This window comes from Streptomyces sp. NBC_00038, from assembly GCF_026343635.1.
Classification (GTDB): Bacteria; Actinomycetota; Actinomycetes; order Streptomycetales; family Streptomycetaceae; genus Streptomyces.
Genome location: NZ_JAPELQ010000001.1, coordinates 7,302,263 through 7,328,161 on the forward strand (window position 1 = coordinate 7,302,263; position 25,899 = coordinate 7,328,161).

Annotated in this window: 16 protein-coding genes; 7 read left to right on the forward strand and 9 right to left on the reverse strand. The window is 68.8% G+C overall.

The features are described from left to right. Window positions 1-291: 291 nt before the first annotated feature. The gene (locus OG219_RS33230) at window positions 292-912 is read left to right on the forward strand and encodes a tetratricopeptide repeat protein (RefSeq protein WP_266832777.1); all 621 of its coding nucleotides are present in this window, start codon (window positions 292-294) and stop codon (window positions 910-912) included. Between the two features lie 15 nt (window positions 913-927). Here OG219_RS33230 and OG219_RS33235 read toward each other — a convergent pair whose 3' ends face one another. Genes OG219_RS33235 through OG219_RS33245 form a run of 3 tightly spaced genes read right to left on the reverse strand, consistent with a single transcriptional unit; the run spans window position 928 to window position 4,113 of the window. After that, window positions 928-1,806 carry a carbohydrate ABC transporter permease gene (locus OG219_RS33235; RefSeq protein WP_266832779.1) on the reverse strand — a complete coding sequence of 293 codons (879 nt, stop codon included), beginning with the start codon at window positions 1,804-1,806 and terminating at the stop codon, window positions 928-930. 1 nt (window position 1,807) lies between these two features. Then, entirely contained in the window at window positions 1,808-2,746 is a 939-nt protein-coding gene (locus tag OG219_RS33240) for a carbohydrate ABC transporter permease (RefSeq protein ID WP_266832781.1), read from the reverse strand. Then, complete coding sequence (locus OG219_RS33245; protein ID WP_266836318.1) at window positions 2,743-4,113, reverse strand: extracellular solute-binding protein; 1,371 nt, start codon at window positions 4,111-4,113, stop codon at window positions 2,743-2,745. Before OG219_RS33245 ends, OG219_RS33240 begins: the two co-directional genes overlap by 4 nt. 278 nt (window positions 4,114-4,391) lie before the next feature. Here OG219_RS33245 and OG219_RS33250 point away from each other — a divergent pair, with 278 nt between their 5' ends. Together OG219_RS33250 and OG219_RS33255 are read left to right on the forward strand one after the other, a co-directional pair. Beyond that, complete coding sequence (locus OG219_RS33250; RefSeq protein ID WP_266832783.1) at window positions 4,392-4,952, forward strand: hypothetical protein; 561 nt, start codon at window positions 4,392-4,394, stop codon at window positions 4,950-4,952. Between the two features lie 12 nt (window positions 4,953-4,964). Further along, the gene (locus OG219_RS33255; RefSeq protein ID WP_266832785.1) at window positions 4,965-5,408 is read left to right on the forward strand and encodes a hypothetical protein; all 444 of its coding nucleotides are present in this window, start codon (window positions 4,965-4,967) and stop codon (window positions 5,406-5,408) included. 22 nt (window positions 5,409-5,430) lie between these two features. Here OG219_RS33255 and OG219_RS33260 read toward each other — a convergent pair whose 3' ends face one another. Together OG219_RS33260 and OG219_RS33265 are read right to left on the reverse strand one after the other, a co-directional pair. After that, on the reverse strand, window positions 5,431-6,132 hold the full coding sequence (locus OG219_RS33260) for a response regulator (protein WP_266832787.1): 702 nt from the start codon (window positions 6,130-6,132) through the stop codon (window positions 5,431-5,433). Then, on the reverse strand, window positions 6,129-7,838 hold the full coding sequence (locus OG219_RS33265; RefSeq protein WP_266832789.1) for a sensor histidine kinase: 1,710 nt from the start codon (window positions 7,836-7,838) through the stop codon (window positions 6,129-6,131). The genes OG219_RS33260 and OG219_RS33265 overlap by 4 nt, the downstream gene beginning before the upstream one ends. Window positions 7,839-8,077: 239 nt before the next feature. Between OG219_RS33265 and OG219_RS33270 the strand changes: the two genes are divergently transcribed. Beyond that, the gene (locus OG219_RS33270) at window positions 8,078-9,499 is read left to right on the forward strand and encodes a cation:dicarboxylase symporter family transporter (protein WP_266836319.1); all 1,422 of its coding nucleotides are present in this window, start codon (window positions 8,078-8,080) and stop codon (window positions 9,497-9,499) included. A gap of 129 nt (window positions 9,500-9,628) precedes the next feature. Here the strand turns inward: OG219_RS33270 and OG219_RS33275 are convergent, their stop codons facing one another. Both OG219_RS33275 and OG219_RS33280 read right to left on the reverse strand, forming a co-directional pair. Further along, window positions 9,629-10,291: a TetR/AcrR family transcriptional regulator gene (locus tag OG219_RS33275; RefSeq protein WP_266832791.1), complete on the reverse strand. Its 663-nt coding sequence runs from the start codon at window positions 10,289-10,291 to the stop codon at window positions 9,629-9,631. 195 nt (window positions 10,292-10,486) lie between these two features. Further along, window positions 10,487-10,927, reverse strand: coding sequence for a MarR family winged helix-turn-helix transcriptional regulator (locus OG219_RS33280; RefSeq protein WP_266454092.1), 441 nt, complete (start codon window positions 10,925-10,927; stop codon window positions 10,487-10,489). A 90-nt stretch (window positions 10,928-11,017) separates the two neighbouring features. Between OG219_RS33280 and OG219_RS33285 the strand changes: the two genes are divergently transcribed. Both OG219_RS33285 and OG219_RS33290 read left to right on the forward strand, forming a co-directional pair. Next, window positions 11,018-11,659 (forward strand): maleylpyruvate isomerase family mycothiol-dependent enzyme, encoded by a 642-nt coding sequence (locus tag OG219_RS33285; protein WP_266832793.1) that lies wholly within the window; start codon window positions 11,018-11,020, stop codon window positions 11,657-11,659. Window positions 11,660-11,926: 267 nt separating this feature from the next. After that, complete coding sequence (locus OG219_RS33290; RefSeq protein ID WP_266832795.1) at window positions 11,927-13,423, forward strand: ATP-binding protein; 1,497 nt, start codon at window positions 11,927-11,929, stop codon at window positions 13,421-13,423. Between the two features lie 64 nt (window positions 13,424-13,487). On the opposite strand, the gene OG219_RS33295 is transcribed toward OG219_RS33290, so the two are convergent. Together OG219_RS33295 and OG219_RS33300 are read right to left on the reverse strand one after the other, a co-directional pair. Continuing rightward, window positions 13,488-13,961 carry a carboxymuconolactone decarboxylase family protein gene (locus OG219_RS33295; protein WP_266832797.1) on the reverse strand — a complete coding sequence of 158 codons (474 nt, stop codon included), beginning with the start codon at window positions 13,959-13,961 and terminating at the stop codon, window positions 13,488-13,490. Between the two features lie 147 nt (window positions 13,962-14,108). Further along, window positions 14,109-17,657: an FG-GAP-like repeat-containing protein gene (locus OG219_RS33300; protein ID WP_266832799.1), complete on the reverse strand. Its 3,549-nt coding sequence runs from the start codon at window positions 17,655-17,657 to the stop codon at window positions 14,109-14,111. Between the two features lie 752 nt (window positions 17,658-18,409). Between OG219_RS33300 and OG219_RS33305 the strand changes: the two genes are divergently transcribed. Next, window positions 18,410-25,894, forward strand: coding sequence for a ricin-type beta-trefoil lectin domain protein (locus tag OG219_RS33305; RefSeq protein ID WP_266832801.1), 7,485 nt, complete (start codon window positions 18,410-18,412; stop codon window positions 25,892-25,894). Window positions 25,895-25,899: the final 5 nt, after the last annotated feature.

A 25,899-nucleotide genomic window follows, 5' to 3' on the forward strand; every position in this document is an offset into this window, starting at 1 on the left:
GGGTCGCGCGGGCGGCGACTCGGGTTGTTCTGCAGTCGCATGGGCTGGAGGACATGACGGAGGCGGCGGTTCAGGTGGTGGCTGAACTGGCGGCTTGCGCTTGTCGGTTCACGCCGGATGCCGAGGTGTATGTGTCGCTGCGTTATCGGGAGGGGGCGTTGAGGGTGGTTCTGTTTGATGGGCATCCTCGGCACAGTCATCCGCGGCTGGTGGCGGCTTGTGATGCGCGGAGGCGGGGGGCGTTGCGGGTGTTGGGGTGTGTGGTGCGGGTGTGTGGTGGGGAGTGGGGGTTTGGGGAGGCTCGGGAGACTGGGGGCGGGCCGGGTGGCGGAGGCGGTGGAGGCCCTCACTCGTGCCCGCGACCTGTCTCAGGCTGGCCGGGACCGCCGCCGCGAGGCCGTCGCGTGGGGCAACCTCGGCATTGCCTTGCGGGGGGCGGGCCGGGTGGCGGAGGCGGTGGAGGCCCTCACTCGTGCCCGCGACCTGTCTCAGGCTGTCGGGGACCGCCACCGCGAGGCCGTCGCGTGGGGCAACCTCGGCGCCTCCCTGCACGAGGCGGGCCGGGTGGCGGAGGCGATCGAGGCCCACACCCGGGCCCGCGACCTGTACCAGGCCGCCGGGGACCGCCACGGCGAGGCCACCGCGTGGCACGGCCTCGGCGACGCCCTGGACGAGGAGGGCCGGGTGGCGGAGGCGGTCGAGGGGTACGGCAAAGCGCTGGAGGTCTACCGGGAGTTCGAGGACTGGTACCGGACGGGCGAGGTTCTGCACAACCTCGCCCTTGTCCACGAGTCCGCCAGCCGTCCTGCCGAGGCCCGTGCCTCTTGGCTCCAGGCGGCCGACGCCTTCACCCGGGTCGGTGCCACCGCCCAAGCCGACCAGGCCCGCACCCGGGCCGAGGAACAGCAGTAACACCCACCCCACCCCTCACCCCTTAACCGCCCCACCCAAAGCAAACCCCCCACCCAACCGCCGCGCCACCAACACATACAACAAAATCACCGGCGTCGAATAAATAATGGAAAACGCCGCCAACTGCCCATAAACCACAGTCCCCCGATTCCCGAAGAACTCATTGATGCTCACCGACGCAGGCATCTGATCCGGCGTAAGCAACAACATGAACGGCACAAAGAAGTTCCCCCACATCATCACGAACGAGAACACCGTCACGACAGCCACACCCGGCCCCATCAGCGGCAGCACAATCCGCACGAGCGACTGAAGCGAAGAAGCCCCGTCAGTCCAGGCGGCCTCCTCCAGCTCCTTCGGAACCCCATCCATGAAGTTCTTCATCAGCCAAATGGCGAACGGCAGTTGGGACGCAGCGAAGAAGAAGATCGTGCCCTGCATGGTGTCGATCAGATTCACCTGCACGAAGAGCGCGTACACCGGCACCATGATCGCCGTGATCGGCAGACTCGTCGCGAACAGAATGGTCAGCAGGAACGGCCGGTTCAGCCGCGACCGGAACCGCGACAGCGGATAGGCGGCCAGGGTCGAGCACACGACCGTCAGCAGCGTTCCGCCCCCGCACAGGATCAGGCTGTTGAGCAACGGCGTGAACGTGATGTCCGGCTTCAGGACCGCGTCGAAGTTGTCCAGAGTGAGGCCGTCCGGAACCTGCACCTTCAGGCCCGCGTCCGGGTCCAGCGCGGACAGGACCACCCAGGCCAGCGGCAGCGCGAACGCGGCGGCCAGGAAGAGGAGCCCCGCGTCAGCGGCCAGACGCCGGTTGGTGCGGCGGGACTTGAGGGACGTACGAGTGGTGGCACGAGCGGTCGTACGAGCCGTGGACAGCGCCATCTCAGACCTCCGTCCGCAGCAGCCGCATATACACGACCGAGAACAACGAGCCGACGATCAGGAGCAACAACGCCACCGCCGTCCCGTACCCGATCATGCTCTTCTGGAATGCCTGCTCGTACATGAAGAGCGGAAGGGTCTGGCTCTTTCCGCTCGGCCCACCCCGGGTCATCACCCAGATCAGCCCGAAGACAGAGAGCGTCTGCAGCGTGTTGAGCATGAGATTCGTACCGATCGACCGGCGGATCATCGGCAGCGTGATGTGCCACATCCGCCGCCAGCCCCCCGCCCCGTCCACCTCCGCCGCCTCCGTGATCTCCTTGGGGATCTCGTTCAGCGCGGCCGAATAGACCAGCATCGAGAAAGCCGTCCCCCGCCACACATTCGCGAACGACACCGCCAGGATGGGCAGCGTGAACAGCCAGTTCTGGGACGGGAGATGGAGCCAGTCAAGGATCGCGTTCAGCGTCCCCTCCCGCCGGAAGAAGGCGTACAGCAGAAACCCTGCGACCACCTCCGGCAGCACCCACGCCGTGACGACGATCCCGCCCACCACCGTCCGCACCGGCTTCGACGCCCGCTGCATGAGTGCGGCGAGGGCCAGCCCCAGCGTGTTCTGCCCGACCAGCGACGACAGCACCGTGAACACCAGCGTCAGCCAGACCGCGTTCAGGAACGCCTCGTCCTGGAACGCCGCCCGGAAGTTGTCGAAGCCGACGAACGACGACTGTGCCTGGCCCGTCAACTGCAGGTCGGTGAAGGCGATGTAGGCGCAGTAGCCGATCGGGCCCGCGAGGAAGAGGAGCAGGAGGATGACGGCGGGGGAGACCGGGAGTGCGCGGACGAGGGAGCGGCGGAGGCCTCCCCGGCGAGGGGAGGCGACCTTCGTGCCCGAGTCCGGGGGGCGGACCTGAGGCACCGCCGGCGTGCCGACGCTCACTTCGTGATCACTTGGTCGTCGGTCGCCGTCTTCAACTCCTCGTCGTACCCGCTCGCTGCATCCGCGACCGAACTGTCCCCGGTCGTCACGCCCTCCATGGCCTCCTGGATGGCGGTCGAGACCTTCGGGTACGCCGGGTACGCGGGCCGGTAGTGCGTGCTCGCGACCAGGTCCGTGAAGAACTTGATGCCGGGCTGCGCCTCCACGTACGCGGGGTCGGCGGCGACGTCCTTCCGTACCGCGATACCGGAGTTGGCGATGTACCACTTCTGGGCGTTCGCCTTGGTCTGCATCGTCTCGATGAACTTGAAGGCGAGGTCGGGGTTGGCCGCCTTGGAGGGGATCGCCCAGGTCCAGCCGCCGGACATGCTCACCTTGCCGGGGGCCTGGCCGTTCTGCGTGGGCATGTACGCGAGGCCGAGCTTGTCGGACCACTCGGGCCATTCGTGGCCCGAGCCCTCCAGCCAGTCCTGCGGGAGCCAGCTGCCGTCGAGGTTGATGCCGAGCTTGCCCTCGGGCAGCAGTTCGCCGCGGACCCTCGTCGCGATGTTGGGGTCGAGGGCGTCGGAGACGTCGAGGCCGAGCTTCTCCTTGTAGACCGTCTCGACGAATCCGAGAGAATCCTTGAAGGCCTGGCTGCCGGCGATCCACTTCTTGGAGGCGGTGTCGTACAGGGGGTCCGTGGAGCCGTCCCCCGTGCCGTACAGCAGCATTTCGAAGCCCTGCATGGTGGCGGCCTCACCGGCCGGCTTGCCCGTGTAGATGTTCAGGGGCGTGACGCCGGGGACCTTCTCCTTGATGGTGCGGGCCGCGTCGAGGACCTCGTCCCACGTCTTCGGCTGCCAGTCGCTCGGCAGGCCCGCCTTCTCGAAGATGCCCTTGTCGAACCAGAGCCCCCGGGTGTCCGTCCCGTCCGGCACGCCGTACGTCTTCCCGTCCTCCGCCTTGGCCGCCGTCTTGGCCGTGTCGATGAACTGGTCCCAGTCCGCCCACTTGTCGAGGTAGGTGTCCAGGGGCTTCAAGTACCCGCTGGTGATGTCCGAGTTGATGAGGAAGGTGTCCTCGTAGACCAGGTCGGGGGCCGTCTTCGGTGACCGCAGCATCTGCTGGAGCTTCGTGTAGTACTCGGAGTCCGCGGCCTTGATCGGGACCAGTTCTATCTTCTTGCCGGGGTTCGCCTTCTCGAACTGCTTCTTCATCTCGCCCAGATAGGTGTCCATCACCTTGATGGAGTTGTCCGTGGACTGTTTGAACGAGACCTTCACGGTGTCCGGATCACTGCCGGATCCCGATCCGCAGGCGGTGAGCGTGGTGGCGGTGAGCAGCGTGACGAGGAGAAGTGGGGCGGCGGTGGGGCGCACGGGCAGGACCTCCTGCTGGCCGACGTCGATGGTGGCCGGGATTCTCTGCTCGGTGAACCTAAGGTGGGTGTTGGAGCACGGTCAATGCCTGTGCAACGGTGCATGTCATCAACGTGACAACGTTGTTATTCGCTCGCGGTCGGCCGGTACCGGACAACCTCCCGCATACTCCTGCGTGAGGGCGGCGACGATCCGGGCGCCGGGGGGCGCGTCGGGCACATTTCCGCGTACTGCCAAGTCGCCTGTCCAGAAGGTGTGTTGGGAGCAGATCGAAGGGGGCACGGGTGCCGGAGCAAGGGGTCACCGTCGGGCAGTTGCTGCTCGCCGAGTATCAGGTCGTCAAGGATGAGCAGAAGGTGCGGATCGGGTTTCGGGACAACCTGCTGTACGTGACCCTCGCCGTCGTGGCCGCTGTCGTCGCCGCGGCCGCGCAGGCCGAGCAGACGTCGATGCTGCTGGCCCTTCCGCCCGTGTGCGTCGTCCTCGGGTGGACCTACCTCGTCAACGACGAGAAGATCTCCGCGATCGGGGCCTATGTGCGCGAGGAGTTGGGGCCGAGGCTGGCCGGACTCGCCTACGCCGAGGGTGCCTTCGGGTGGGAGAGCGCCCATCGCGGCGACAGGCGGAGGGTGTCCCGCAAGGTCATCCAGTGCGGGGTCGACCTGCTCGCCTTCTGTGTCGTACCGCTCGCCGGGCTCGTCGTGTACTGGAGCAGCGGTCAAGTCGCGGACGGACTGCTGGTGTTGTCCGTCGTCGAGGCGCTGGCCGCGGTGGGTCTCGGGGTGCAGGTCGTGTTGTACGCGCAACCCTCGGGCGCTGCCGTGAGTCCACCTCGTACGAGGTGAGCGGGCGGCCGGGTGGCCATCACGACGGGGGGCGGCATGACGTCGTACGACGGGGACAGGGCTCGCGGGTTCGTTGAGAGTGTGCGCCGGTTCTTCTGGCTTCCGCCGGGGGAGCGGCGGGATGTCGCCCCGGTCCTGCCGCTGGCGCGGGTCTGGTTCTTCGGTGCCGCAGCGGGGGCCGTCGCCGTCGGGTGGTTCGACGTTGCGGTCCTGGTGGTGGTCGGCACGGTGTACGCGCTGCTCGACGACGTGATCAAGGGAGTACGGCATCGATGGCCGGCCTTCGTCGTCGGTCTCGGGGTCGGCTGGTCCGTCGGCACGCTGGTGGATGCCGGGGTGCCCGCATCCGTCGATCCCGACTGGGCCTCCTGTCCCGGCCTCGTGTGCGGGAGTCTGGCCGCCTTCGTGGCCTTCGCGGCGATCACTCGGCTGCCTGAGGTGCCGCGAAGTCGCTGACGTCCCACGGGTGGCACGGGGCTCACCCCTTCACCCACCGGTACTGCAACTCCGGCCGCCCCACCTGCCCGTACTGCGGAGCGCGCGCCGCCCGGCCCGACTCCACCAGGTGCTCCAGGTACCGCCGGGCCGTGATCCGGGAGATGCCGACCGACTCGGCGACCCCGGCCGCGGTCAGGCCCTCGGCGCAGTCCCGGAGGGCCACGGTGACGCGTTCGAGGGTGGGGGCGCTCAGGCCCTTGGGGAGCGCGGCCGGGCCCGGTGCGCGCAGGGTGGCCAGGGCGCGGTCCACCTCGTCCTGACCGCTCGCCTCGCCCGCCGCCGCGTGGAACTCCGCGTACCGGATCAGGCGGTCCCGCAGGGTGGCGAAGGTGAAGGGCTTCAGGACGTACTGGACGACCCCGAGCGACACACCCTCCCGTACGACCGCCAGATCCCTCGCCGACGTCACCGCTATCACGTCCGCGTGATAGCCGGCGGCACGCAGGGAACGCGCGAGCTGCAGCCCGTGCACGTCCGGCAGGTGCAGGTCGAGCAGCAGCAGATCCACCGGCGTACGGTCCAGCGCACGCCGCGCCTCCGCACCCGTGTGCGCCTTCCCGACCGCCGTGAAGCCGGGCACGCGGCCGACGTACATGACGTGCGCGTCGGCGGCGACCGGGTCGTCCTCGACGACGAGTACGCGGATGGGGTCGGTCGTCGTACGTCCGGGGTCGGGCGTCATACGTCGCCTCCAGGCAAGGCGGGCTGGGCGGATTCGGGCCGGTCGTCCTGCTGTCGGGTCGGCGCGGCGGATGCCTCGGCATCGGGCGCCGCGGCCCTCGCCGCCGAGGACACCGTAGGCAATGGCAGGCGGGCCTCGAACTCCGCCCCGCCCCCGGCGGCCTCCGTCACCGTCAGGGTGCCGTCGTGCCTGCTCACGGCCTGTCGTACGAGAGCCAGTCCGAGCCCCCGCCCGCCGGGCCCCGACGGCTTGGTCGACCAGCCGCGCTGGAAGACCGCTTCCGCATGGGCGGGAGCGACCCCCGCACCGGTGTCGGCGACCCGCAGCACCAGCCCGTCGGCGTCCGTGAACGCCGTCACCGTGACGCGTGCCCCCGTCGTACCCTGCGCCGCGTCGACCGCGTTGTCGATGAGGTTCCCCAGGACCGTGACCAGGTCGCGGGCGGACAGCGAGTCCGGCAGGAGCCCGTCGTCGATGGCGCTGTCCTGGGACACCACCAGTTCCACGCCCCGCTCGTTGGCCTGCGCCGCCTTGCCGAGGAGGAGCGCGGCGAGGACCGGCTCGCTGACCGCCGCGACCACCTGGTCGGTGAGCGTCTGCGCCAGTTCCAGTTCCGCCGTGGCGAAGTCGACGGCCTCCTCCGCACGGTCCAGCTCGATGAGCGACACCACCGTGTGGAGACGGTTCGCGGCCTCGTGCGCCTGCGAGCGCAGCGCCAGGGTGAAGCCGCGCTCCGAGTCCAACTCGCCCATCAGGGACTGGAGTTCGGTCACGTCGCGCAAGGTCACGACGGTGCCGCGGCGTTCGCCGCCGGAGACCGGGGAGGTGTTCACGACCAGGACGCGCTCCGCGGTCAGGTGCACCTCGTCCACCCGTGACTCCGCCGAAAGCAGCGCGCCCGTCAGCGGTGCGGGCAGCCCGAGTTCGGCCACGGAACGGCCGACCACATCGCCGCTCACGCCGAGCAGCTCCCGCCCGCCGTCGTTGATCAGCGCCACCTTGAACTGCCCGTCCAGCATCAGCAGACCCTCGCGTACGGCGTGCAGCGCGGCCTGGTGGTAGTCGTGCATGTGGCTCAGCTCGGCCGCGTTCATCCCGTGGGTGGAGCGGCGCAGCCGGGCGTTGATGACGTACGTGCCGAGACCGCCCAGGGCCAGGGCGCCCGCCGCGACCCCGAGGAGCGCCGTCACCTGCTCCTGCACGCGCGCGGTGATCGCCTCGACCTTGATGCCCGCGCTGACAAGACCGACGATCTTGCCGTCGTCCCAGATGGGCGTGACCGCACGGACGGAAGGGCCGAGGGTGCCGGTGTACGTCTCCGTGAAGGACTCGCCCTCCAGGGCGGGGCCGATGTGCCCGAGGAAGTGCTTGCCTATCAGCGTCTCGTCGGGGTGCGTCCAGCGGATGCCCTGCGGGTTCATGATCGTTACGAAGTCCACCCCCGTGTCCTTCTGGACCTGGAGGGCGTACGGCTGGAGGGTCGTCGTCGGCTTGGGGGTGCGGATCGCCTCGCGCACCGAAGGGGAGTCCGCGACCGCGCCGGCGACGGCCATGGCCTGGCGGCCCGCCGCGTCCTCGGCCTGGCCGCGGTCGGTGACGTAGCTGAACAGCGCGTACCCGGCGACGAGCACCGCGATGAGCACGGCCTGCATGCCGAAGAGCTGACCGGCGAGGCTGCGGGGTTTCGGGACGCGGGGGAAGCGCATGACCAACAGTCTCCCTCTACGTATAAGTGTGAACTAAATGAACGGAAGGGTGACCGCCCTCACAAGGCGGGAGATAGTCACCGCATCCCCTGGGAGTGCGCCTCCCGGACACGCCGGGAGCCCGTCTCCCGGTCCCGCCGGGAATCCGCCTCCCGGATCCCGGGAGGCGCGACTTCCAGAATCCCCCGGACGTGAGCCGTACTCCGGGTTTCCGCCGGTCGTGAGCCGCACGCCGGATGATGCCGACGACGTCGTCAAGGAGGGCAGCCGTGGCCAGCACCCCGCAAACCGCACCTGCCGCACCCGCCGTAAAGCGGGACCGCACCCACTATCTCTACATCGCCGTGATCGGCGCCGTGATCCTCGGTATCGCCGTGGGCCTGATCGCTCCCGACTTCGCGGTCGAGCTCAAGCCCATCGGCACCGGCTTCGTGAACCTCATCAAGATGATGATCTCCCCCATCATCTTCTGCACGATCGTGCTGGGCATCGGCTCCGTACGCAAGGCCGCCAAGGTCGGCGCCGTCGGCGGTATCGCACTCGGATACTTCCTGGTCATGTCGCTGGTGGCGCTCACCATCGGCCTGGTCGTCGGCAACATCCTGGACCCGGGCACGGGCCTCCAGGTGACCGACGCGGTCAAGGAAGCCGGTCAGGGGCAGGTGTCGGCCGAGGCGCTGCCGCCGGTCGAGTTCGTGCTGTCGATCATCCCGACCACCATGATCTCCGCGTTCACCGAGGGCCAGGTCCTGCAGACCCTCCTGGTGGCGCTGCTCGCCGGGTTCGCGCTCCAGGCCATGGGATCGGCCGGAACGCCCATCCTCCGCGGAGTCGAGCACATCCAGCGGCTCGTCTTCCGCATCCTCGCCATGGTGATGTGGGCGGCCCCGCTCGGTGCCTTCGGCGCCATCGCGGCCGTCACCGGTTCCGCCGGTCTGGACGCGCTCAAGAGCCTCGCCGTCCTGATGCTCGGCTTCTACGCCACCTGCTTCCTCTTCGTCTTCGTCGTGCTCGGCACGCTGCTGCGCGTCGTCGCGGGCCTGAACATCCTCACGCTCTTCAAGTACCTGGGCCGCGAGTTCCTGCTGATCCTCTCCACCTCCTCCTCCGAGTCCGCCCTCCCGCGGCTCATCGCGAAGATGGAGCACGTCGGTGTCAGCAAGCCGGTGGTCGGTATCACCATCCCGACCGGCTACTCCTTCAACCTCGACGGCACCATGATCTACATGACCATGGCCTCGCTCTACATCGCCGACGCCCTGGGCACCCCGATGTCGCTCGGCGAGCAGATCCCGCTCCTGCTCTTCCTCCTCGTCGCCTCGAAGGGCGCGGCGGGCGTCAGCGGCGCGGGCCTCGCGACCCTGGCCGGCGGTCTGCAGTCGCACAAGCCCGCCCTCGTGGACGGCATCGGCCTCATCGTCGGCATCGACCGCTTCATGAGCGAGGCGCGCGCCCTGACGAACTTCGCGGGCAACGCGGTCGCCACCGTCCTGATCGGCACGTGGACGAAGGAGATCGACAGGGACCGGGTGAACCGCGTCCTCGCCGGTGAGTTCCCGTTCGACGAGAAGACCCTGCTGGACGATGACGACGACGCCGGGGTTCCGGCCGACGCGGAGATCCCGGAGCAGGGCGGCGAGAAGGAACTGACCAAGGCGTAATCGTCGCGGGTGCCCTCCTGAACGGGGCGCCCGCGAACCGGGGACCGGGACATCCCCTCCCCAGAACGCCGAGCGGCCAGGCCTCCCCCCGTAGCCTGGCCGCTCGGTGCGTCTCCTGAAGTCGCAGCCTCAGTCGCTCAGCTTCGCCACCAGCTCGGTGGCGCGTGAGGCGGGTACGCCCGCCGCGGTCAACATCGTGACCACGGCGGAGCGGCCCGCCTCTTCCGCTGCCAGCAGACCGTCGTTCACCGCCTCCATGAGGGCGAACAGCATCTGCTCGTGTACGTGGGCGAGGGCCGTCGCGGACAGCGGGGACTCGAATACGCCCTGTTCCAGTCCGCGCCGGAGCACGTCCACACTGGCCTCGCGCACGGGTGCGAGACGTTCGCGGATGCCCTGGGGCGTGACGTCGCGCTGGGCGAGCGCGACCAGCAGCCGGTAGCGGTCGGCGATCTCCCAGACGGCGAGCGTCGAGCGGACGAGCGACTCCGCCGGATCCCCGACGCCGTCGCGCCCCGCCGCGTGCGCCAGCTCCACCGCCTCCACCGCGCCGTCGAACAGCGTGCAGACCAAGGCCTCACGACCCGGGAAATGCCCGTACACCGTGCGCCGTACGACGCCCGCGGCCCGCGCGATCTGGTCCATCGACGCGTCGGGGTCGCGCAGCAGCTCGACGAGCGCGACGTCGAGGATGCGGCGGCGGTTCACGTCTGCGCGGCTGGGGATTCCCCTGCGACTGGGGGCTGCCGCGCGACTGGGGACCGCCGCGCGGCCGGGGATTTCCGTGGTCATGGCGGCCATTGTGCACGGCCGGGGGGAAAGCCCTTGCTCCCTCCACAAGGGCTCCACCAATTGGTCTGGCGAGGGCTGCGTGTGGTTCCTGTGAGGCGAGTGAGGTGGGTAGGGCGGGTGCGGCGGAGAGGTCGGCGGCTTGGAAACGGCTCGCACGCCTCGCACGCCTCGTGCGGCTCACGTGGCTCGTGCGGCTCACGCGTAGGGGTCGGTGATCTCCCGCAGCATCGACAGCGCCTGCCGCAGCTGGGACATACGGCGCTTGCCGAGGTGGGCCTCCCACTCCTTCTCGACCTCGGCGACCGTCCCCTCGGCGACGGGGATCGCCGCGAGGCCGCGCTCGGCGACGCACACCAGCCGGGCCCGCCTGTCGGTCGGGTCCGGCACCCGCTTCACGTACCCCGCCCGCTCCAGCTGATCGACCAGGAAACCCGCCGTCTGCTTGGTGACCTGGGCCTGCTCGGCGAGCTCGGTCAGCCGCGTGCCGTTCGGGCCGATGCGCTGCATGACCCGGGCCTGGGCGGGCGTGAAGTCGTCGAAGCCCGCCTCGGCGAGCGCGGCGAAGACACGGTTCTCCAGAGCCCGGTACGGGATGAACAGGAGCAGCCCCGTGTTGAGCTCGCTCTCGGCCACCATGATCGCCACTCCCGGGTTCCTTGACAATGGTCAGAGTCTCTGACTAATTTGGTCAGAGAAGCTTACCACTTTGAGTAGGTGGTGATCCCCATGGGTGCAGTCCTAGGGACCGTCCTCGGCACCGAAGAGCGCTGGCAGGCGATCGACCGCGAGCGAGCCGGCCTGGCCGACCTCCTGGAGAGTCTGAGCCCCGAAGAGTGGGAGCTGCCGACTCAGTGCGACGGCTGGCGCGTACGGGACGTCGCCGCGCATCTCGCGCTCGCCCCGCGCATCTCGTACGGGACGGCCCTACGGGAGTTCGCCCGCGCCCGCGGCAACGCCGACCGGATGATCCACGACACCGCGGTCCGCGCCGCCGACCGGCCCCCCGCGGACATCCTGGCCGACCTCCGCTCGACCGTCGGTTCCCGCCGCCTCGCCCCCGGCACCACCCGCCGCGAACCGCTCCTCGACATCCTCGTCCACGGCCAGGACATCGCCCTCGCCGTAGGCCGCGAACGAACCATGCCCCTCGACGCCGCCCGCGACGCGGCCGACCGCGTATGGACGATGCGCTTCCCACCCCGCCCCTGGCCCCTCCCGCACGCCCGGCTCGTCGCCACGGACATCGAGTGGACCCGGGGCGAGGGCGCGGAGATCAGCGGCCCGGTCTCCGCGCTGCTGCTTCTGCTGACGGGGCGTACGGAGGCGGCGTTGCCTTGGGTCGACGGGGCGGTTCCGGCCGGCAGTTGAACATGCCCGCGTTCGCGGGCCGACCGGCGTCCGGGGGAGGCGCCGCGGGGGAGCGGAGTGGCGGGTCCGGTCACCGGGCCCGCCACTCCGGGCACGCGGAGCACGGGAACCCTCCGCGACGCCCGGATCGTCTCCAGGGCGCCGAGGCCCGCGCACCCGGAATCGCCCGTACATCTCTTCGGGGACATCCCGCCCAAATCCTTTGACTGGCCCATGTGTTCGGGCCCACGCTGGGGGCCTCAGTGGCCCGGATCGCGTGGAGGCGGCATGGGTGAGACCGAGATCATCAGCGGTTCGGAGTACAAGGCCCGGGTTGCTGCGGAGGGGGCGGGGCAGGCGCTGCCGCTCGATCGGGTGGCCGAGCTGTTTCAGGAGTTTCTCGAGGCGGTCGCGCGGCCGAAGCGGCGGGCCGATGAGGGTCGCAACCTCGCCGAGCGGATGCGGGCGCATCTGGGGTCGGCGCCCGGGGACCAGCCGGTGGTCAAGGCGGCGTACGCCCCGTACGACCTGCCCAACGTGCATCTGGCGCTGGAGCGCTGGTTCGCGGCGGACGGGCGTTCCTACGAGCTGATCGGCATGCGCGGTTCCTCCCATCACGGGGACCTGACGCTGGGCGAGATCCTCGAATCGGCCGACCGCTACAACCGGTTCGTGATCGGCGCGGTCGACTACGCGCATCTGCCGGTCTCCCCCGACGAGGAACTCCCCTGTGTCTCCTTCGGGTTCTACCTCGGTGTGGAGGGCGACGAGCGGTTCGCGGTGCTGCTGCGCGGCCCGGCCGACCAGTACGGGCGCAACAAGGTCGAGATCGAAGTCCTCGCCCAGGAGAAGGAGTTCGCGGACCGCCTGCTCGCCGAGATCGAGGCACTCGTACGTGAGCACAACATCTTCCGCGGGCAGGTCCTCTCCTTCGAGGGCTCCGACTTCGGCCACGGTCTCGGGCCGTTCCGCTTCCACCGCCGCCCCGGGCTCAGCCGCGAGGAGATCGTGCTGCCGGCCGGGCTGCTGGAGCGCGTCGAGCGGCAGGTGGTGGGGGTGGCTCGGCGTCGCGAACGGCTCCTCGCCGCAGGGCAGCACCTGCGTCGCGGCCTTCTCCTGTACGGTCCGCCCGGCACCGGCAAGACCCACACGATCCGCTATCTCCTCTCCCACCTTCCGGAGTTCACGGTTGTCGTCCTCGCCGGCACGAGCATCAACGCCATCGGCCCGGCGTGCGCGCTCGCCCGTATGCTCCAGCCCGCGCTCGTCGTCCTGGAGGACTGCGACCTGATCGCCGAGGCCCGCGACCACGGGGGCGGTGAACAGCCCCTCCTCTTCCAGGTGTTGAACGAGATGGACGGCCTCGGCGACGACGCGGACGTCGCCTTCCTGCTCACCACCAACCGGGCCGATCTGCTGGAACCGGCGCTCGTCCAGCGCCCCGGCCGCGTCGACCTCGCCGTCGAGATCCCCGTCCCGGACGCCGAGGGCCGCGCCCGCCTCCTCACCCTGTACGGCTCCTCCCTCGGCCTCGGCAAGGACCTCACCGACGAGATCGTCGCCCGCACGGACGGCACGACGGCCTCCTTCACCAAGGAGCTCGTACGACGGGCCGTACTGATCGCCGCGGAGCGGGAGTCGGAGCACACCGAGCCCGACGATCTGCGCGCGGCCGTCGACGAACTGCTCTCCGACCGGGACCGGCTGACGCGGAGGTTGCTGGGGGTACGGGACTCCGGAGCCGACGGAGCCGAGGAGTTCCTGTCGGCACAGGAAGACAGGTAGCCGGACCGGGGGACAGCAACGGCCGGAGCCCGCAAGAGGGCTCCGGCCGGTCGGCTGCTTCTCGTTATCCGAACTGGCCGGGCTGGTAGTCGCCGGCGGGCTGCTGGACGATGACGTTCATCCGGTTGAAGGCGTTGATGAGGGCGATGCTGCACATCAGGGCGGCGAGCTGGTCCTCGTCGTAGTGCTTGGCGGCGTTCGCCCATGCCTCGTCCGTGACACCGCCGGCCGCGTCGGCGATGCGGGTGCCCTGCTCCGCGAGCTCCAGGGCGGCACGCTCGGCATCGGTGAACACCGTGGCCTCGCGCCAGGCCGCGACCAGGTTGAGGCGCGTCGATGTCTCCCCGGCGTGCGCGGCGTCCTTGGTGTGCATGTCGGTGCAGAAGCCGCACCCATTGATCTGACTGGCGCGGAGCCTCACCAGCTCCTGCGTCGAGACCGGCACAGTCGAGTCCGCGAGCACCCTGCCCGCAGCGACGATGTGCTTCCCGAACTTGGCTGCGACCGGGTTGGTGAAGAGGTTCAACCGAGCTTCCATGGTGCACTCCCTGCCGTTGTCTGCGCTTACACCTCTGTGACGGGTCAGCTCGGCAGGTTGTGACATGGGCGAATGTGACGTGCGTCTCCGCCTCCCCGACGGGGATGAACTCCGGCCTCGCGCGAGGCAAGCCGGAGCTTCTGGGGATCAGCCGAGGGCCAGCCTGGTGGCCCAGGTGGTGCTCGCGCTGATGACCTGGGTGGCCGTTCCGATCGCGGCGCTGCCGCCTGGGTACACGTCGACGGTGCCGTCGCTGTCGAGGGCCCAGATGTCGGGGATGCCGTCGCCCGTGACATCCGGGGTGCCGTAGAAACGCGGCATCGGCTTCGCGTCCTCCGTCCAGCCGGTGGCATACGTCGTGTCTATGCCGGTGAGGGAACCCGCGGCGCTTGAGAGCGACGCGATGGTGGATCCGCCGCCGCTGTCCGCGATGCCGTAGCGAACGTACAGGTTTCCGGACGAGCCGGAGCGCCAGAGCAGGTCTGGTTCGCCGTCACTGTTGTGATCGCCGATGCTCACCAGGTCACGTACGGCCCAGGAGCTTGCGGCGATCTGGGTGGCGGTCGAGAACGAGGCCCCCGTGTATCCGCTGAACGCCCACAGGCCGCCGCCGTCGGTGGTGGCGAACAGGTCGGGGCGACTGTCCAGGTTGTAATCACCGAGGATCACCTGGGTGAAGGTGCCGGGGTCGGGAGATCCGGAGGGCAGGCGGATCGACATGCGCTGCGAGACGTCCACGCTTCCGTAGCCGTCGCCCCGGTAGGCGTACAGGTTGCCGTCCGGCATGCGGGCGATCAGGTCGGTGACGCCGTCGCCGGGGAGCAGGTCGCCGCCGTGGGCTATCAGGGCGGGGGAGTTGTCGGTGGACGACTTCCAGTAACCGCTCTCGCCGTTGCCGGTCAGCGCGGTGCCGTCACGGTGCGCGGCTTCCAGACCGACGTGAAGGTCGCCGGTGGAACTGGACGGGTACAGGCGTAGGTCGCCGCTCTCGTCGATCACGAGCAGGTCGGGCACGCCGTCTCCGGTGGTGTCACCGACGGCGTCGGCGGTGTCCCGGGGGGTGACGTAGAAGAGGTGCTTGGTGCCCTCCGAGACGTTTCCGGCGGAGTCGACGGCACGCACGTACAGGACGTTCGGGCCGGCCACAGGGGGCTTGAGCACGACGGTCGCGGAGGCGCCGGCGGTGACGGTCTTGCTGCCCGAGTAAGCGGTGGAGTTGAAGGAGTACTCGAACTTGGTGACGTCGGTGTCGGTGTCAGGCGCGAAGGTGAAGGAGCCGGAGGTGCCGAACTTCACCTTCGACCAGACGCTGCCGCTGTCGTTCGCCGCGGGGAAGTCGGTGGAGGAGACTTCTGGGGAGTTCGGGGCGGCACTGTCGTAGACGAAGCGGCAGGCCTGAGGGTCGGCGGTGGGCGCGTAGGACGATGCGGCGCCCTCGCCTTGGTCGTCGAGGGCGCGTACTCGCCAGGAGTAGATGTAGCCGTTGGTGAACTTGGAGGAGGCGACGGTGGTGGAGGCGTGGCCGGCGGCGTCGGTGCTGACGTTCTTGTCGAGGATCTTGTCGTCGAAGTCGCCAATGTGCCACAACTCGAAGTCGAGGGAGGCCAGGTTGCCGTCCTTGTCGGAGGAGGTGGCGGCGAAGACCAGGTCGGACTTGCCGACGTGGGCGTAGGGGGAGGTGCGGTCGCAGTCCGGGCCCGGGGTCATGGTGAGCGAACTGGGGGTGGTCGGCCTCCGGTTGTAGTACGCCTTGAGGTACGGCGAGTGGTCACCGGTGGCCTTGAACTTCTTCCAGGCGCCCGCGTCGTCCTCGCCGTCGGCGGCCGCCTTCAGACCGATGGTGATCTTCTCCCAGCCGCCGTCGGCCGCGTCCTGGGCAAGGGACTTGGCGTCGAACTTCAGGTACTCGTCGGGGCAGGAGCTGCTGTAGCCGTGGGCCACGTCCTTGGAGTCGATCTGGGTCTTCCAGTCCGGCTGGTTGTTCCAGGTCGTCTTGGAGGAGATGCCGCCGGTATGCCACAGCTGGACGGTTCGTCCGGTGCAGGACCAGGAGTACGTCTCCAGGGCGGTGATGGAGGCGGAAGTGATGTGCGCGCCCTTCAGGGCCGGGCTCCAGTCGAGGCGGAAGAACGAGCGCGACTTGCCGTACGTCGTCGACTCGTAGCCGACGCGCGCCTCGCTGGTGCCGTCGTTGAAGTTGGTGCCGTTCCAGAAACTCGACCCGGGGTAGCGGGTGTACGCCGTGGTCCAGGCCTCTTTGTGGCCGACGAAGGGAGGGTCGATGAAGAGGGGCAGCTCGGTGTCCTCGGAGGCGAGAAAGTCGGAGTCCGGGGTGACGGTGAGGGTGGCCTCGTGGTCACTGCCGCTGCCGTCGCTATCGCCGTTGCCGCTCAGGGAGGCGTCGGCGACCGCGGTCGTGCCGCCGATGCCGGGTCCCGCGAGGCCGTCGAGGGCGAAGATCTCGTCGGCGGTGAGGGCTGCCGACTCGGCGTCGGTCGCGGTGCGGTAGGCGGCCTGGAGGGCTGTGGTGCCGGTGCCCGTGCCCGTGCCCGTGCCGGTGATGTAGGCGGCCGCGTCGGCGGTGGTGTCTGGGTCCGGGGTGTCGGCGTCCGGGGTCTCGGTGTCGTCCGTCGTGCCGGCGGAGGACGGTTCCTCGGAGGATGTGGTCGGATCGGAGCTCGGGGCGACGGTCGGCGCGCTGGTGTCGTCGCTGTCGGAGGGGGCGTCGGTCTCCTCGCTCACCTCCGCTTCCTCTTCCTCCGAGTACGAGGGAGACGGGATCTCGTCGACGGGGGCCGAGGGTTCGGGATCCTCGCCCGTCGTGGCGTCGGGCTCGCCGGCCGAGTCCCACATGTACGGGGTGGGGGAGACCGCGATCTCCGTGCCGTCGGCGTCCTTTGCGGTCACCGCGTCGGTCGTCGGGTCGATGGTGAAGGTCAGGTCGGGTGAGGTCAGGCCGTACGTCAGTTCCTTCAGGGCCGTACTCGCGGCAGCCGCCCGGGTCTTGACGATCAGGACGTGGGAGAAGCCGGTGTCGCGCGCGGTGAGGAGGAGGTCCACGCCGTCGAGGATGTCGCGGTACAAGGCGCGGTCGTCCTGGACCACCGGCTCGGGGATGCTGCCGGGCCAGGTGAGGGTCAGGGTATGGCCCTCGCTGGTGAAGGACACCAGCTCACTGCCGGTCACGGCGGACTCGTCGGCTTCGGCGTCGGTCGCGGTGGCGTCCCCGGTGTAACTGGTGAGCATCGCCCGGTGGGTGTCCCGTGCCGCGCGGGTCCCTGTGTCGGCGCCGCCGCCCGAGAACACCGCCGGGCTGTTGGTGGCCTTCGGTACCCAGTCGCCGTCGCGGGTCCGAGTCAGGGTGGTGTCGATGTCCTGCCACTCGCCGTCCGCCTTCGCGCGGATCGCGGCCGTGTGCGCCTGGTACTCGAACTGGCCGTCAGGCAGGGCGTATGTGGTGGTCGTGGCGGTGCGCAGGGCGGTGACCTCCACGCGCTTCTTGGTGCTCCGGGCCTTGTCCTGGGCGGTGTCCTCGTCGAGCGGTGCGGTGGTCGACGCGTCCGTCTTGTTGGCTTCGGGGGTGGTGGAGCCGGTGTCTAGGAAGGGCAGCGCGCCCAGTCCCACCGCTGCCGCCAGGGCGGCAGCGGCGAGGGCGACGGCGTTTCTGCCGCGTGGTATCCGCTGTCGAATGCCCATAGGGCGCTCTCCCCTCCCGTTGGATTTCCCGGGGACGGGAAATCCAGAAAATGAACGCGCGCCGAACAGCGCTATGAGAATCCTGTGAAATACCAGTGAGTTGACGGTGCGCCGATGGCGAGGGAAATCTCGACCGCGACTCCGCTCCTCGCGGCAGATGTGAAGGCGATGTGCGGGCAGATCATGACTCATTGTTGGTCTGCGCGCCACCTGCGCGTCTGCCAGGAGGTGCAGTGGCGGGTTCTCCCGGTGGCGGCTGGGTGGATGCTTCGGGCACTCGAAGTCGAGGTTGATTGGCCAGGTCACAGGCGCGATCACCTCAACTCCCCCTGGAAATAACGGATTTGATATTCCCTCGGAACCTGCCGTCCTTAATGTCTCGTTCCAGTTGAATAAAGTCTTCTTGGGGAAGGTCGTGACGGATTGCCGATCGCTGGTGCGAGATTCTCCGACTCGCACTGTGATCAACCGCACTTGTGGAGAACTTGAGTTGACATCCAGTCGACTCCCACTCAAAGTTCCGCTCACGATCAACGAGCTTATTTGCGGGCCGAACTCTTCTGTGGTCCGTCTTATCGGGGGGATGTTCCGTGCGTCGTGCTGCCTTTTTCCGGAGGCTCCAGGAAAGACTTCGGGAGCCCCGGAGTCTCTCCTGGAACGGGAGAGGGCGCCTCGACCGTACCGAGGCCCACCGCAGGCGACTGGCCCGCACCCGTACGCGCATCGGGTATGCCGTCGCGATCGGACTGCTCGTGGCGCTCCTTCCGGCCCAGGCCGTCGCAGTGCCCCCGGGGGACGACCGCACCGACGTCGAACTCATAGACCTGCAGACCGAGTCGAGCGCTGAGGACGCCGAGACCGGTGTCCTGGCGGAGTTGACCGGCGAAGGAACCGTCGAGCCGAAAGAGTACGAACCGGCCAACACCGAGGCGCCGGTCGGGGGTGGGGCCGCCGCCGACCTCGCCTCGCCCACCGCGGGCACCTTCGTCCAGGCCGGTGACCTGCCGGTCCTGGTCGGCGCCCCCGAGGACGCGACCACCGCCGAGGCCGCCGCGCTCGCCGGCGACTGGGGCGTCGAGCTCGCCTCCGCCGCCGAGACGGACACCGCTGAGATCAAGGGCGTGCTGCTCACCGTCACCCCGCCCGCCGGTGCCACCGGCGAGGTCGACATCGCCCTGGACTACAGCGAGTTCGAACAGCTCTACAGCGCGGACTGGGCCGACCGGATGCGGCTCGTCCAACTGCCGGAGTGCTTCCTCACCACCCCCGGCACCGACGGTTGCTCGGACGCCACCTACCTGACCACCGAGAACGACGACAGCACCGGCCGGGCGACCGCCACCCTCGACGTCACCGGCCTGTCCGCCACCGCGACGGCGTCCACGGCGTCCTCCACGGGCGACGGAACGGTGAGCGACGCTCTCTATCGCGAGAGAGCCTCCGACGGCGGCGCCCTGAAGACCCTGCTCCCCGAGGCGTCCTCGTCCTCCGGCTCAGCCGTCGTCGCGTCCATCGACTCCGGGTCCGGTGCCAAGGGCGACTTCACCGCCACTCCGCTCGCCAGCGCCGGAAGCTGGTCGGCCGGCGGTTCCTCGGGCGCCTTCACGTACACCTACTCGGTGACCTCGCCGACCGTCCCGGCCGGTCCGACCCCGACGGTCGCCTTCCAGTACAACTCGCAGGTCGTGGACGGACGTACGGCCGTCTCCAACAACCAGGCCTCCTGGGTCGGCGACGGCTGGGACTACAACCCCGGTTCCATCGAGACCACTTACCGCTCCTGCGCCGACGACACCGAAGGCGCCGCCAACAACGACGGCATCGACACCGGCGACCTGTGCTGGGGTTCCGACAACGCGGTGCTGAGCCTCGGGGGGAGTACCACCGAGCTGGTCAAGGACAAGGACACCGGGCTGTGGACGACCGCCAACGGTGACGGCTCCGACGTCGACCTGCTCACCAACACCGGCCTCGGCAACGGGGACAACGAGGGCGAGTACTGGCGTATCACCGCTCGTGACGGAACGAAGTACTACTTCGGCCGGAACAAGACGGACGACTGGGTCTCGGGCAACGAGACCACCGACTCCGTCCTCACCGTCCCGGTCGCCGGCAACCACGACGGCGAGCCCTGCTACCAGGCGGCCTTCAAGGACTCGTTCTGCAAGCAGGCCTGGCGCTGGAACCTCGACCTCGTCGTCGACGCCCAGAACAACACCATGTCCCTGTGGTGGGACCGCCAGGGCAACTACTACGCGAAGAACAGCGACTTCACCGAGCCCACCTACTACCACCGTGGCAGCACCCTCGACCGGATCGAGTACGGCCAGCGCATCTCCACGTTCTACACCGCCGAGCCGGTCGCCGAGATCGACTTCACCACCCGGCAGCGCTGCTTCTCCGGCGACGGAGTCGTCTGCACCGACACGGCCCTGGAGTCCGGAGACCCCGGCCTCAACCAGTACTGGTACGACACCCCCTCGGACCTGTACTGCCCCACCGCGGACGAGAGTTGCTACGTCGGCTCGCCGACCTTCTTCTCCAACCTGCGGCTCTACTCCGTCACCACGAAGGCCCAGCGGGCTCAGGGCGACACCTCCCTGTACAAGGTCGACGCCTACACCCTGGCGCAGTCCTTCCCCAAGACCCTTACCGAAACGTCGCCCCCGCTGTGGCTGGAGTCGGTAACCCGTACCGGCTTCGGCCCCGACGCGGACGGACCGGACGGCGCCGCCGAGCCCATGGCGTCCGTGGAGTTCTCGCACAACAACGACCCCATGCCCAACCGGGTGGTGGAGGGCACGGACGACGACCGCCCCGCCTTCGACCGCCTGCGTATCCGACGCGTCGTCACCGAGTACGGCGGCGAAATAGACGTCAAGTACTCGACGCCGACGGGCGCGTGCTCGACCGGGTCCGGTTTCCCCGAGCCCGAGGACAACACCGGGCTGTGCTACCCGGTCTACTGGTCCCCGGACCCGGCCGAGGAGACCATCGACTGGTTCAACAAGTTCGTCGTCACCTCCATCACCGAGAAGCCCCGGGTGGACGGTGTTCCCGACGTCGTCACCGGTTACACGTACGACGGGGGCGCGGCCTGGGCCCTGAACCAGACCGAGTTCTCCAGGAAGAAGACGCGGACGTACGACCAGTGGCGCGGCTACGGACTGGTGTACACGACGCACGGTGAGACGGACTCGGCCGAGGGCACCGTCCAGTCCAAGACCGCTACCCGGTACTTCCGGGGCATGGACGGAGATCCACTGCCGGGGAGCGAGGGCGTGCGGAACGTCTCGGTCAACGACCGGTACGGGGTGAAGATCGCTGATGACCATCCCGCCTTCCAGGGGGCGGTCGCCGAGACCATCACCTTCAACAGCTCCGCCGATCCGTACATGGGTCCCACCCGGACGGTGACCGTCCCGACCGCGGTCGAGCTGGCGGACCGGCTCCGCGGCAACGGCATCCCAGACCTGATGGCGTACCGAGTGCAGACCGCTCGCACCGACACCTACAACCGGATCTCGGCCACGGGTGACGACACCCGGACCTCCGCTCTGGTCAGCGTCGCCACCACGTACGACACCTACGGCCTCCCCACCCAGGTCGACTCCCAGGGCGACACCGGTGTCACCGGAGACGAGACCTGCACGGTCACCGAGTACCTGCACAACACCAGCAAGCACCTCATCGGCCTGGTCAAGCAGGTCAAGACCACTGCGGGGCGCTGCTCGGCAGCCGCCACAGCCACCGCCGCCGACGTGGTCTCCGGAACCCGCACCGCCTACGACGGCGCCGAGTACGGCACCGCACCCACCTACGGCCTCGCGACGAAGTCGTGGACGATCAACGGCGCCGGCGACGGCTGGACCCGCACCGCCACCACGACGTACGACTCCTACGGCCGGATCGCCACGGTGACGGACGCCGGGGACAACGAGGCGACCACGACGTACTCACCGTCCACCGGACAGGTCTACTCCACCACCGCGACCAACGCCCTCGACTACACCTCCACCACGACCGTCGACCCGGGCCGCGGCACCGCCCTGACCGCCACCGACGCCAACGGCAACACCACCACCTACGCCTACGACGCGCTCGGCCGGGCGACCGCCATGTGGACGGCCTCCCAGGACCCGGACACCGACGCCCCGTCGGTGAAGTACGCCTACGACGTCACGGCCGGCAGGCCCACCGCCGTCACCGGCTACACGCTGCGCGACAACGGCACGTACGAGGACTCCGTCACCCTCTACGACGGCCTCGGCCGTGTCCGCCAGACCCAGTCCGAGGCAGCCGGCGGCGGCCGTCTGATCACCGACACCCACTACAACTCGAGCGGCACGGTCCGCCGCGTCGACGGCGCCTACCTCGCCGGGGGCGAACCATCCGGCCGACTCTTCGAACCGGTCAGCGACTTCGTCTTCCGGTCCTCGACGGTCACAACCTACGACGGCATGGACCGCCCCCTGACCGTCACCCCGTACGAGGCGGGCAGCGCCAAGACCGCCAAGCGGACGACGTACTCGTACGGCTACGACTACACCAAGGTGACCGCCCCCACCGGCGCAGCCTCCACCCGCACCTACACCGACCAACTCGGCCGCGCCATCCGCGTCGACCACTACACGGATTCCCTGAAGACGGTCTACACCTCCACCCACTACACCTACGACACCCGCGGCAACCAGGTCTCCGCGACGGACGCCGACGGCAACACCTGGGAGTGGGGGTACGACGCGCGCGGCCGTCAGGTCAAGGCGGTCGACCCCGACACCGGGACGACGATCACCACGTACGACGACCTGGACCGGCCGCTGACTTCGAAGGACGCGGGCGGCACCACGGTGTGGACCGGGTACGACGCGCTCGGCCGCACCACCGGGCAGCGGCTGGACAGTTCAGCCGGCAAGGTCCTGACGGCCTTCACGTACGACACCCTCGCCGGCGGCCTCGGCCAGCCGGCCACGTCGACCCGCTTCACCGACGACGAGGAGTACACGACAGCCGTCACCGGCTACGACGAGGAATACCGGCCGACCGGGAAGTCGGTGGTGATTCCGGAAGCGGACGCCACCAAGGGCCTGGCCGGCACCTACACCTACGGCTACACGTACACCGCGACCGGCAAGCTCGCCTCCACGAGTGTCCCGAAGGCGGGCGGGCTCGCGGCGGAGGAGGTCGTCACTCGTTACGACGGTGACGGGCTCACCGCCTCCACCTCGGGTGAGGACTGGTACACCGCTGAGGTCGACTACTCGCCTTACGGCGAGGTGCTGCGCGCGGTAACCGGCGAACAGCCCTACCGGGTGTGGACGACCAACGTCTACAACGAGAGCACCGGACAGCTCGCCCGGACGGTCACCGACCGGGAGACCGCCGACGCGCACCGAGTCAACGACCGCACGTACACCTACGACGCGGCCGGCAACATCACCATCCTGACCGACACCGTGCCGACGACGGCCGACGACGACGCCACGACGGTGAAGACGGACCGGCAGTGCTTCACGTACGACGTGCTCGGGCAGCTGACGCAGGCCTGGACGTCGAACTCGACGACCTGCGCGGTGACTTCGGCCGGTACGCCGAACGGTGTCACGGCCACCGTGGACGGCGACGGTTACTGGCAGACGTACTCCTATGACGCGATCGGCAACCGCAAGACCCTCGTCGACCACTCCGTGGAACTCGTCGGCGGCTCGACGGTCGCCGACTCCACCCTCGACGTCAGCACGGAGTACGAGTACGGCATCGACCCGTCCGGCTCGGGTGTCCTCAAGCAGCCGCACACCCTGACCACGATCACGTCCGACTCCTCGACGGTGGACTCGGTCGCCACGCTCGGCTACGACGCCTCGGGCAACGCGAAGACCCGCATGTACGGGGGCGACACCCAGTCGCTGACCTGGACCTGGGACGGCAAGGTCGAGACGGTCTCCGGCTTCGGCGCGGAGGGCGAGGGGCAGGCGGTCAACTCGTCGGGCAAGTGCCTGGACCTGTCGTCCGGCTCCACCACCGCCGGCACCGCCCTGCAGCTGTACACCTGCAACGGCACCAAGCCGCAGCGCCTGCGCATCGACGCGACCGACTCCGCCACCGACCCGTCGACCGGCGCGCTCAAGGTCCTCGGCCACTGCGTGATGCCCTTGGGCGGTGCCACCGCCAACAACACTGCGATCGTCATCGCCGACTGTTCCGGCGCGGCCAACCAGCAGTGGACGGCGACCAGCACCAACACCCTCAAGCACGTCGCCTCCGGCAAGTGTCTCGACGTCCCCAGCGGCGACTACACCACCGGCAAGGACCTCCAGCTCTACACCTGCAACGCCACCAACCCCCAGGTCTGGACCCTCGGCGACGACGCCGCCTACCTCTACGACGCCGCCGGCAACCGCCTGATCACCACAACGGCCGGCAGCCACACCCTCTACCTGGATGGCCAGGAACTGTCCACGGACGCGAACGGCGCCGTCGCCTACTCCCAGCGGTCCTACTCCCAGGCCGGTGCGCCGACAGTCCTGCGGCACTCCTCCCGCGGCTCCGCCACCACCACGCTCCTGGCGCTGATCCCCGACCACCAGGGCACCACCCTGTTCACCATCGCCCTGGCCTCCGGACAGCAGGTCAAGCGGACCAAGACCGATCCGTTCGGTGTGGAGCGCTCCACGGACAACGCCTGGGCCCTGCACCGCGCCTACATCGGCGGCACCGACGAGAACACCACCGGCCTCATCCACCTCGGCGCCCGCGAGTACGACCCGGAGACCGGGCGCTTCATCTCAGCCGACCCCCTCCTGGACATCGCCGACCCGCTGTCGATGAACGGGTACGCGTACAGCAACAACAGTCCTGTTTCGCATTCGGACCCGAGTGGTCTGATGGCGGTGCCTGCGCAAGGTGGGGGCGGTACCTGTTACTACGTTCTCAAGGACCCCTGCGGGACCGGCGGGAGCGTTGGTGACGGAGAGGACTCGGGATCCGATTCCAGCTCCGTCTCCCAGACCGTCACTGTCACGGTCACCAAGACCGTCACGGTCACCAAGCCCGCCCCCGAGTGCAACCTGTGGTGCACGGCCACCAACTGGCTGTCCGACCACACCACCGAGATCATCACGTTCACGGTCGAGGTCGCGGTCGGCGCCGCTTGCTATGGCGCGGCCGGTGCCGCAGGCGCTGCAACCGGCGGAGCCGGCCTCGCCCTGGCCGCAGGCTGCGGAGCCGTCGCCGGCTTCGCGGGAGGCCTGGTCGGCAACGCCCTGGACGAGAACGGCGACCACAGCGTTGGCGGCTATCTCATGGCAGGCGGCACAGGTGCCGCCATCGGCGCGGTCGGAGGAGGCCTCGGAGCCGCCGGGGGCGCGGGCATCAAGGCCCTCGCCAAGACGGGCCTCGGCCAGAAAGCGGTCGCGACCGCCAAGAAGGTCTTCGGCAACAAGCCCGCGAACTGCTTCCTCGCCGGCACCTTGGTTCTCCTTGCCGACGGCACCACCAAGCCGATCGAGGACGTCGAACTTGGTGACGAGGTCCTGTCCACCGACCCGGAGACCGGCGAATCCACCTCCGAGGAAGTCACCTCCCTCATCACCACCGAGGGTGACAAGGAGCTCAACGAGCTCACCATCACCACCCCCGACGGCACCGAGAAGATCACCGCCACCGCGGAACACCCCTTCTGGGTCGAGTCGGAAAACGCCTGGCTCGGAGCCGCCGACCTCACCCCCGGTATGACCCTGGCCACCGCCAACGGTGACAAGGCCACCGTCTCTGACAACCGCGCGTACACCGACCACGTTCGTACGTACAACCTGACGGTCGCGGATCTCCACACCTACTATGTGAAGGCGCCTGGAACAGAGACCGCGCTACTTGTACACAACACATGTAAAGCGGTCGCAGAAAACCAGGGAGGGCGGTTCGGTGATCTGGACCCCGGACCGCCGGGTGACGATCTCACAGCCCATCACATGCCTCAGAATGCGCTCGGTCATCTGCCGAGAAATGATGGCGGTGCGGTCGTGATGAAAGAGGCAGATCACAAGCTCACCCGCACGTTCGGTGGTCGAGGTGGAGGGACTAAGCGACGTGATGCAGCCCTACCCTTCCGGACCGTACTTGCAATGGATATTTGGGATATGCGACGAATAGGTCAGCAGCAGTACAATGATCCCAGTTACTACAACAAGGGGATTCTGGAAATGATGTCCTACTATCGAGGTATCGGGAAGATTTAGGGGGT

Coding starts and splice junctions, on each gene's coding strand:
- OG219_RS33235 (WP_266832779.1), bottom strand. CDS start 1,806: ATGGCGCTGTCCACGGCTCGTACGACCGCTCGTGCCACCACTCGTACG.
- OG219_RS33260 (WP_266832787.1), bottom strand. CDS start 6,132: ATGACGCCCGACCCCGGACGTACGACGACCGACCCCATCCGCGTACTC.
- OG219_RS33265 (WP_266832789.1), bottom strand. CDS start 7,838: ATGCGCTTCCCCCGCGTCCCGAAACCCCGCAGCCTCGCCGGTCAGCTC.
- OG219_RS33270 (WP_266836319.1), top strand. CDS start 8,078: ATGCCGACGACGTCGTCAAGGAGGGCAGCCGTGGCCAGCACCCCGCAA.
- OG219_RS33275 (WP_266832791.1), bottom strand. CDS start 10,291: ATGACCACGGAAATCCCCGGCCGCGCGGCGGTCCCCAGTCGCGCGGCA.
- OG219_RS33280 (WP_266454092.1), bottom strand. CDS start 10,927: ATGGTGGCCGAGAGCGAGCTCAACACGGGGCTGCTCCTGTTCATCCCG.
- OG219_RS33285 (WP_266832793.1), top strand. CDS start 11,018: ATGGGTGCAGTCCTAGGGACCGTCCTCGGCACCGAAGAGCGCTGGCAG.
- OG219_RS33290 (WP_266832795.1), top strand. CDS start 11,927: ATGGGTGAGACCGAGATCATCAGCGGTTCGGAGTACAAGGCCCGGGTT.
- OG219_RS33295 (WP_266832797.1), bottom strand. CDS start 13,961: ATGGAAGCTCGGTTGAACCTCTTCACCAACCCGGTCGCAGCCAAGTTC.
- OG219_RS33300 (WP_266832799.1), bottom strand. CDS start 17,657: ATGGGCATTCGACAGCGGATACCACGCGGCAGAAACGCCGTCGCCCTC.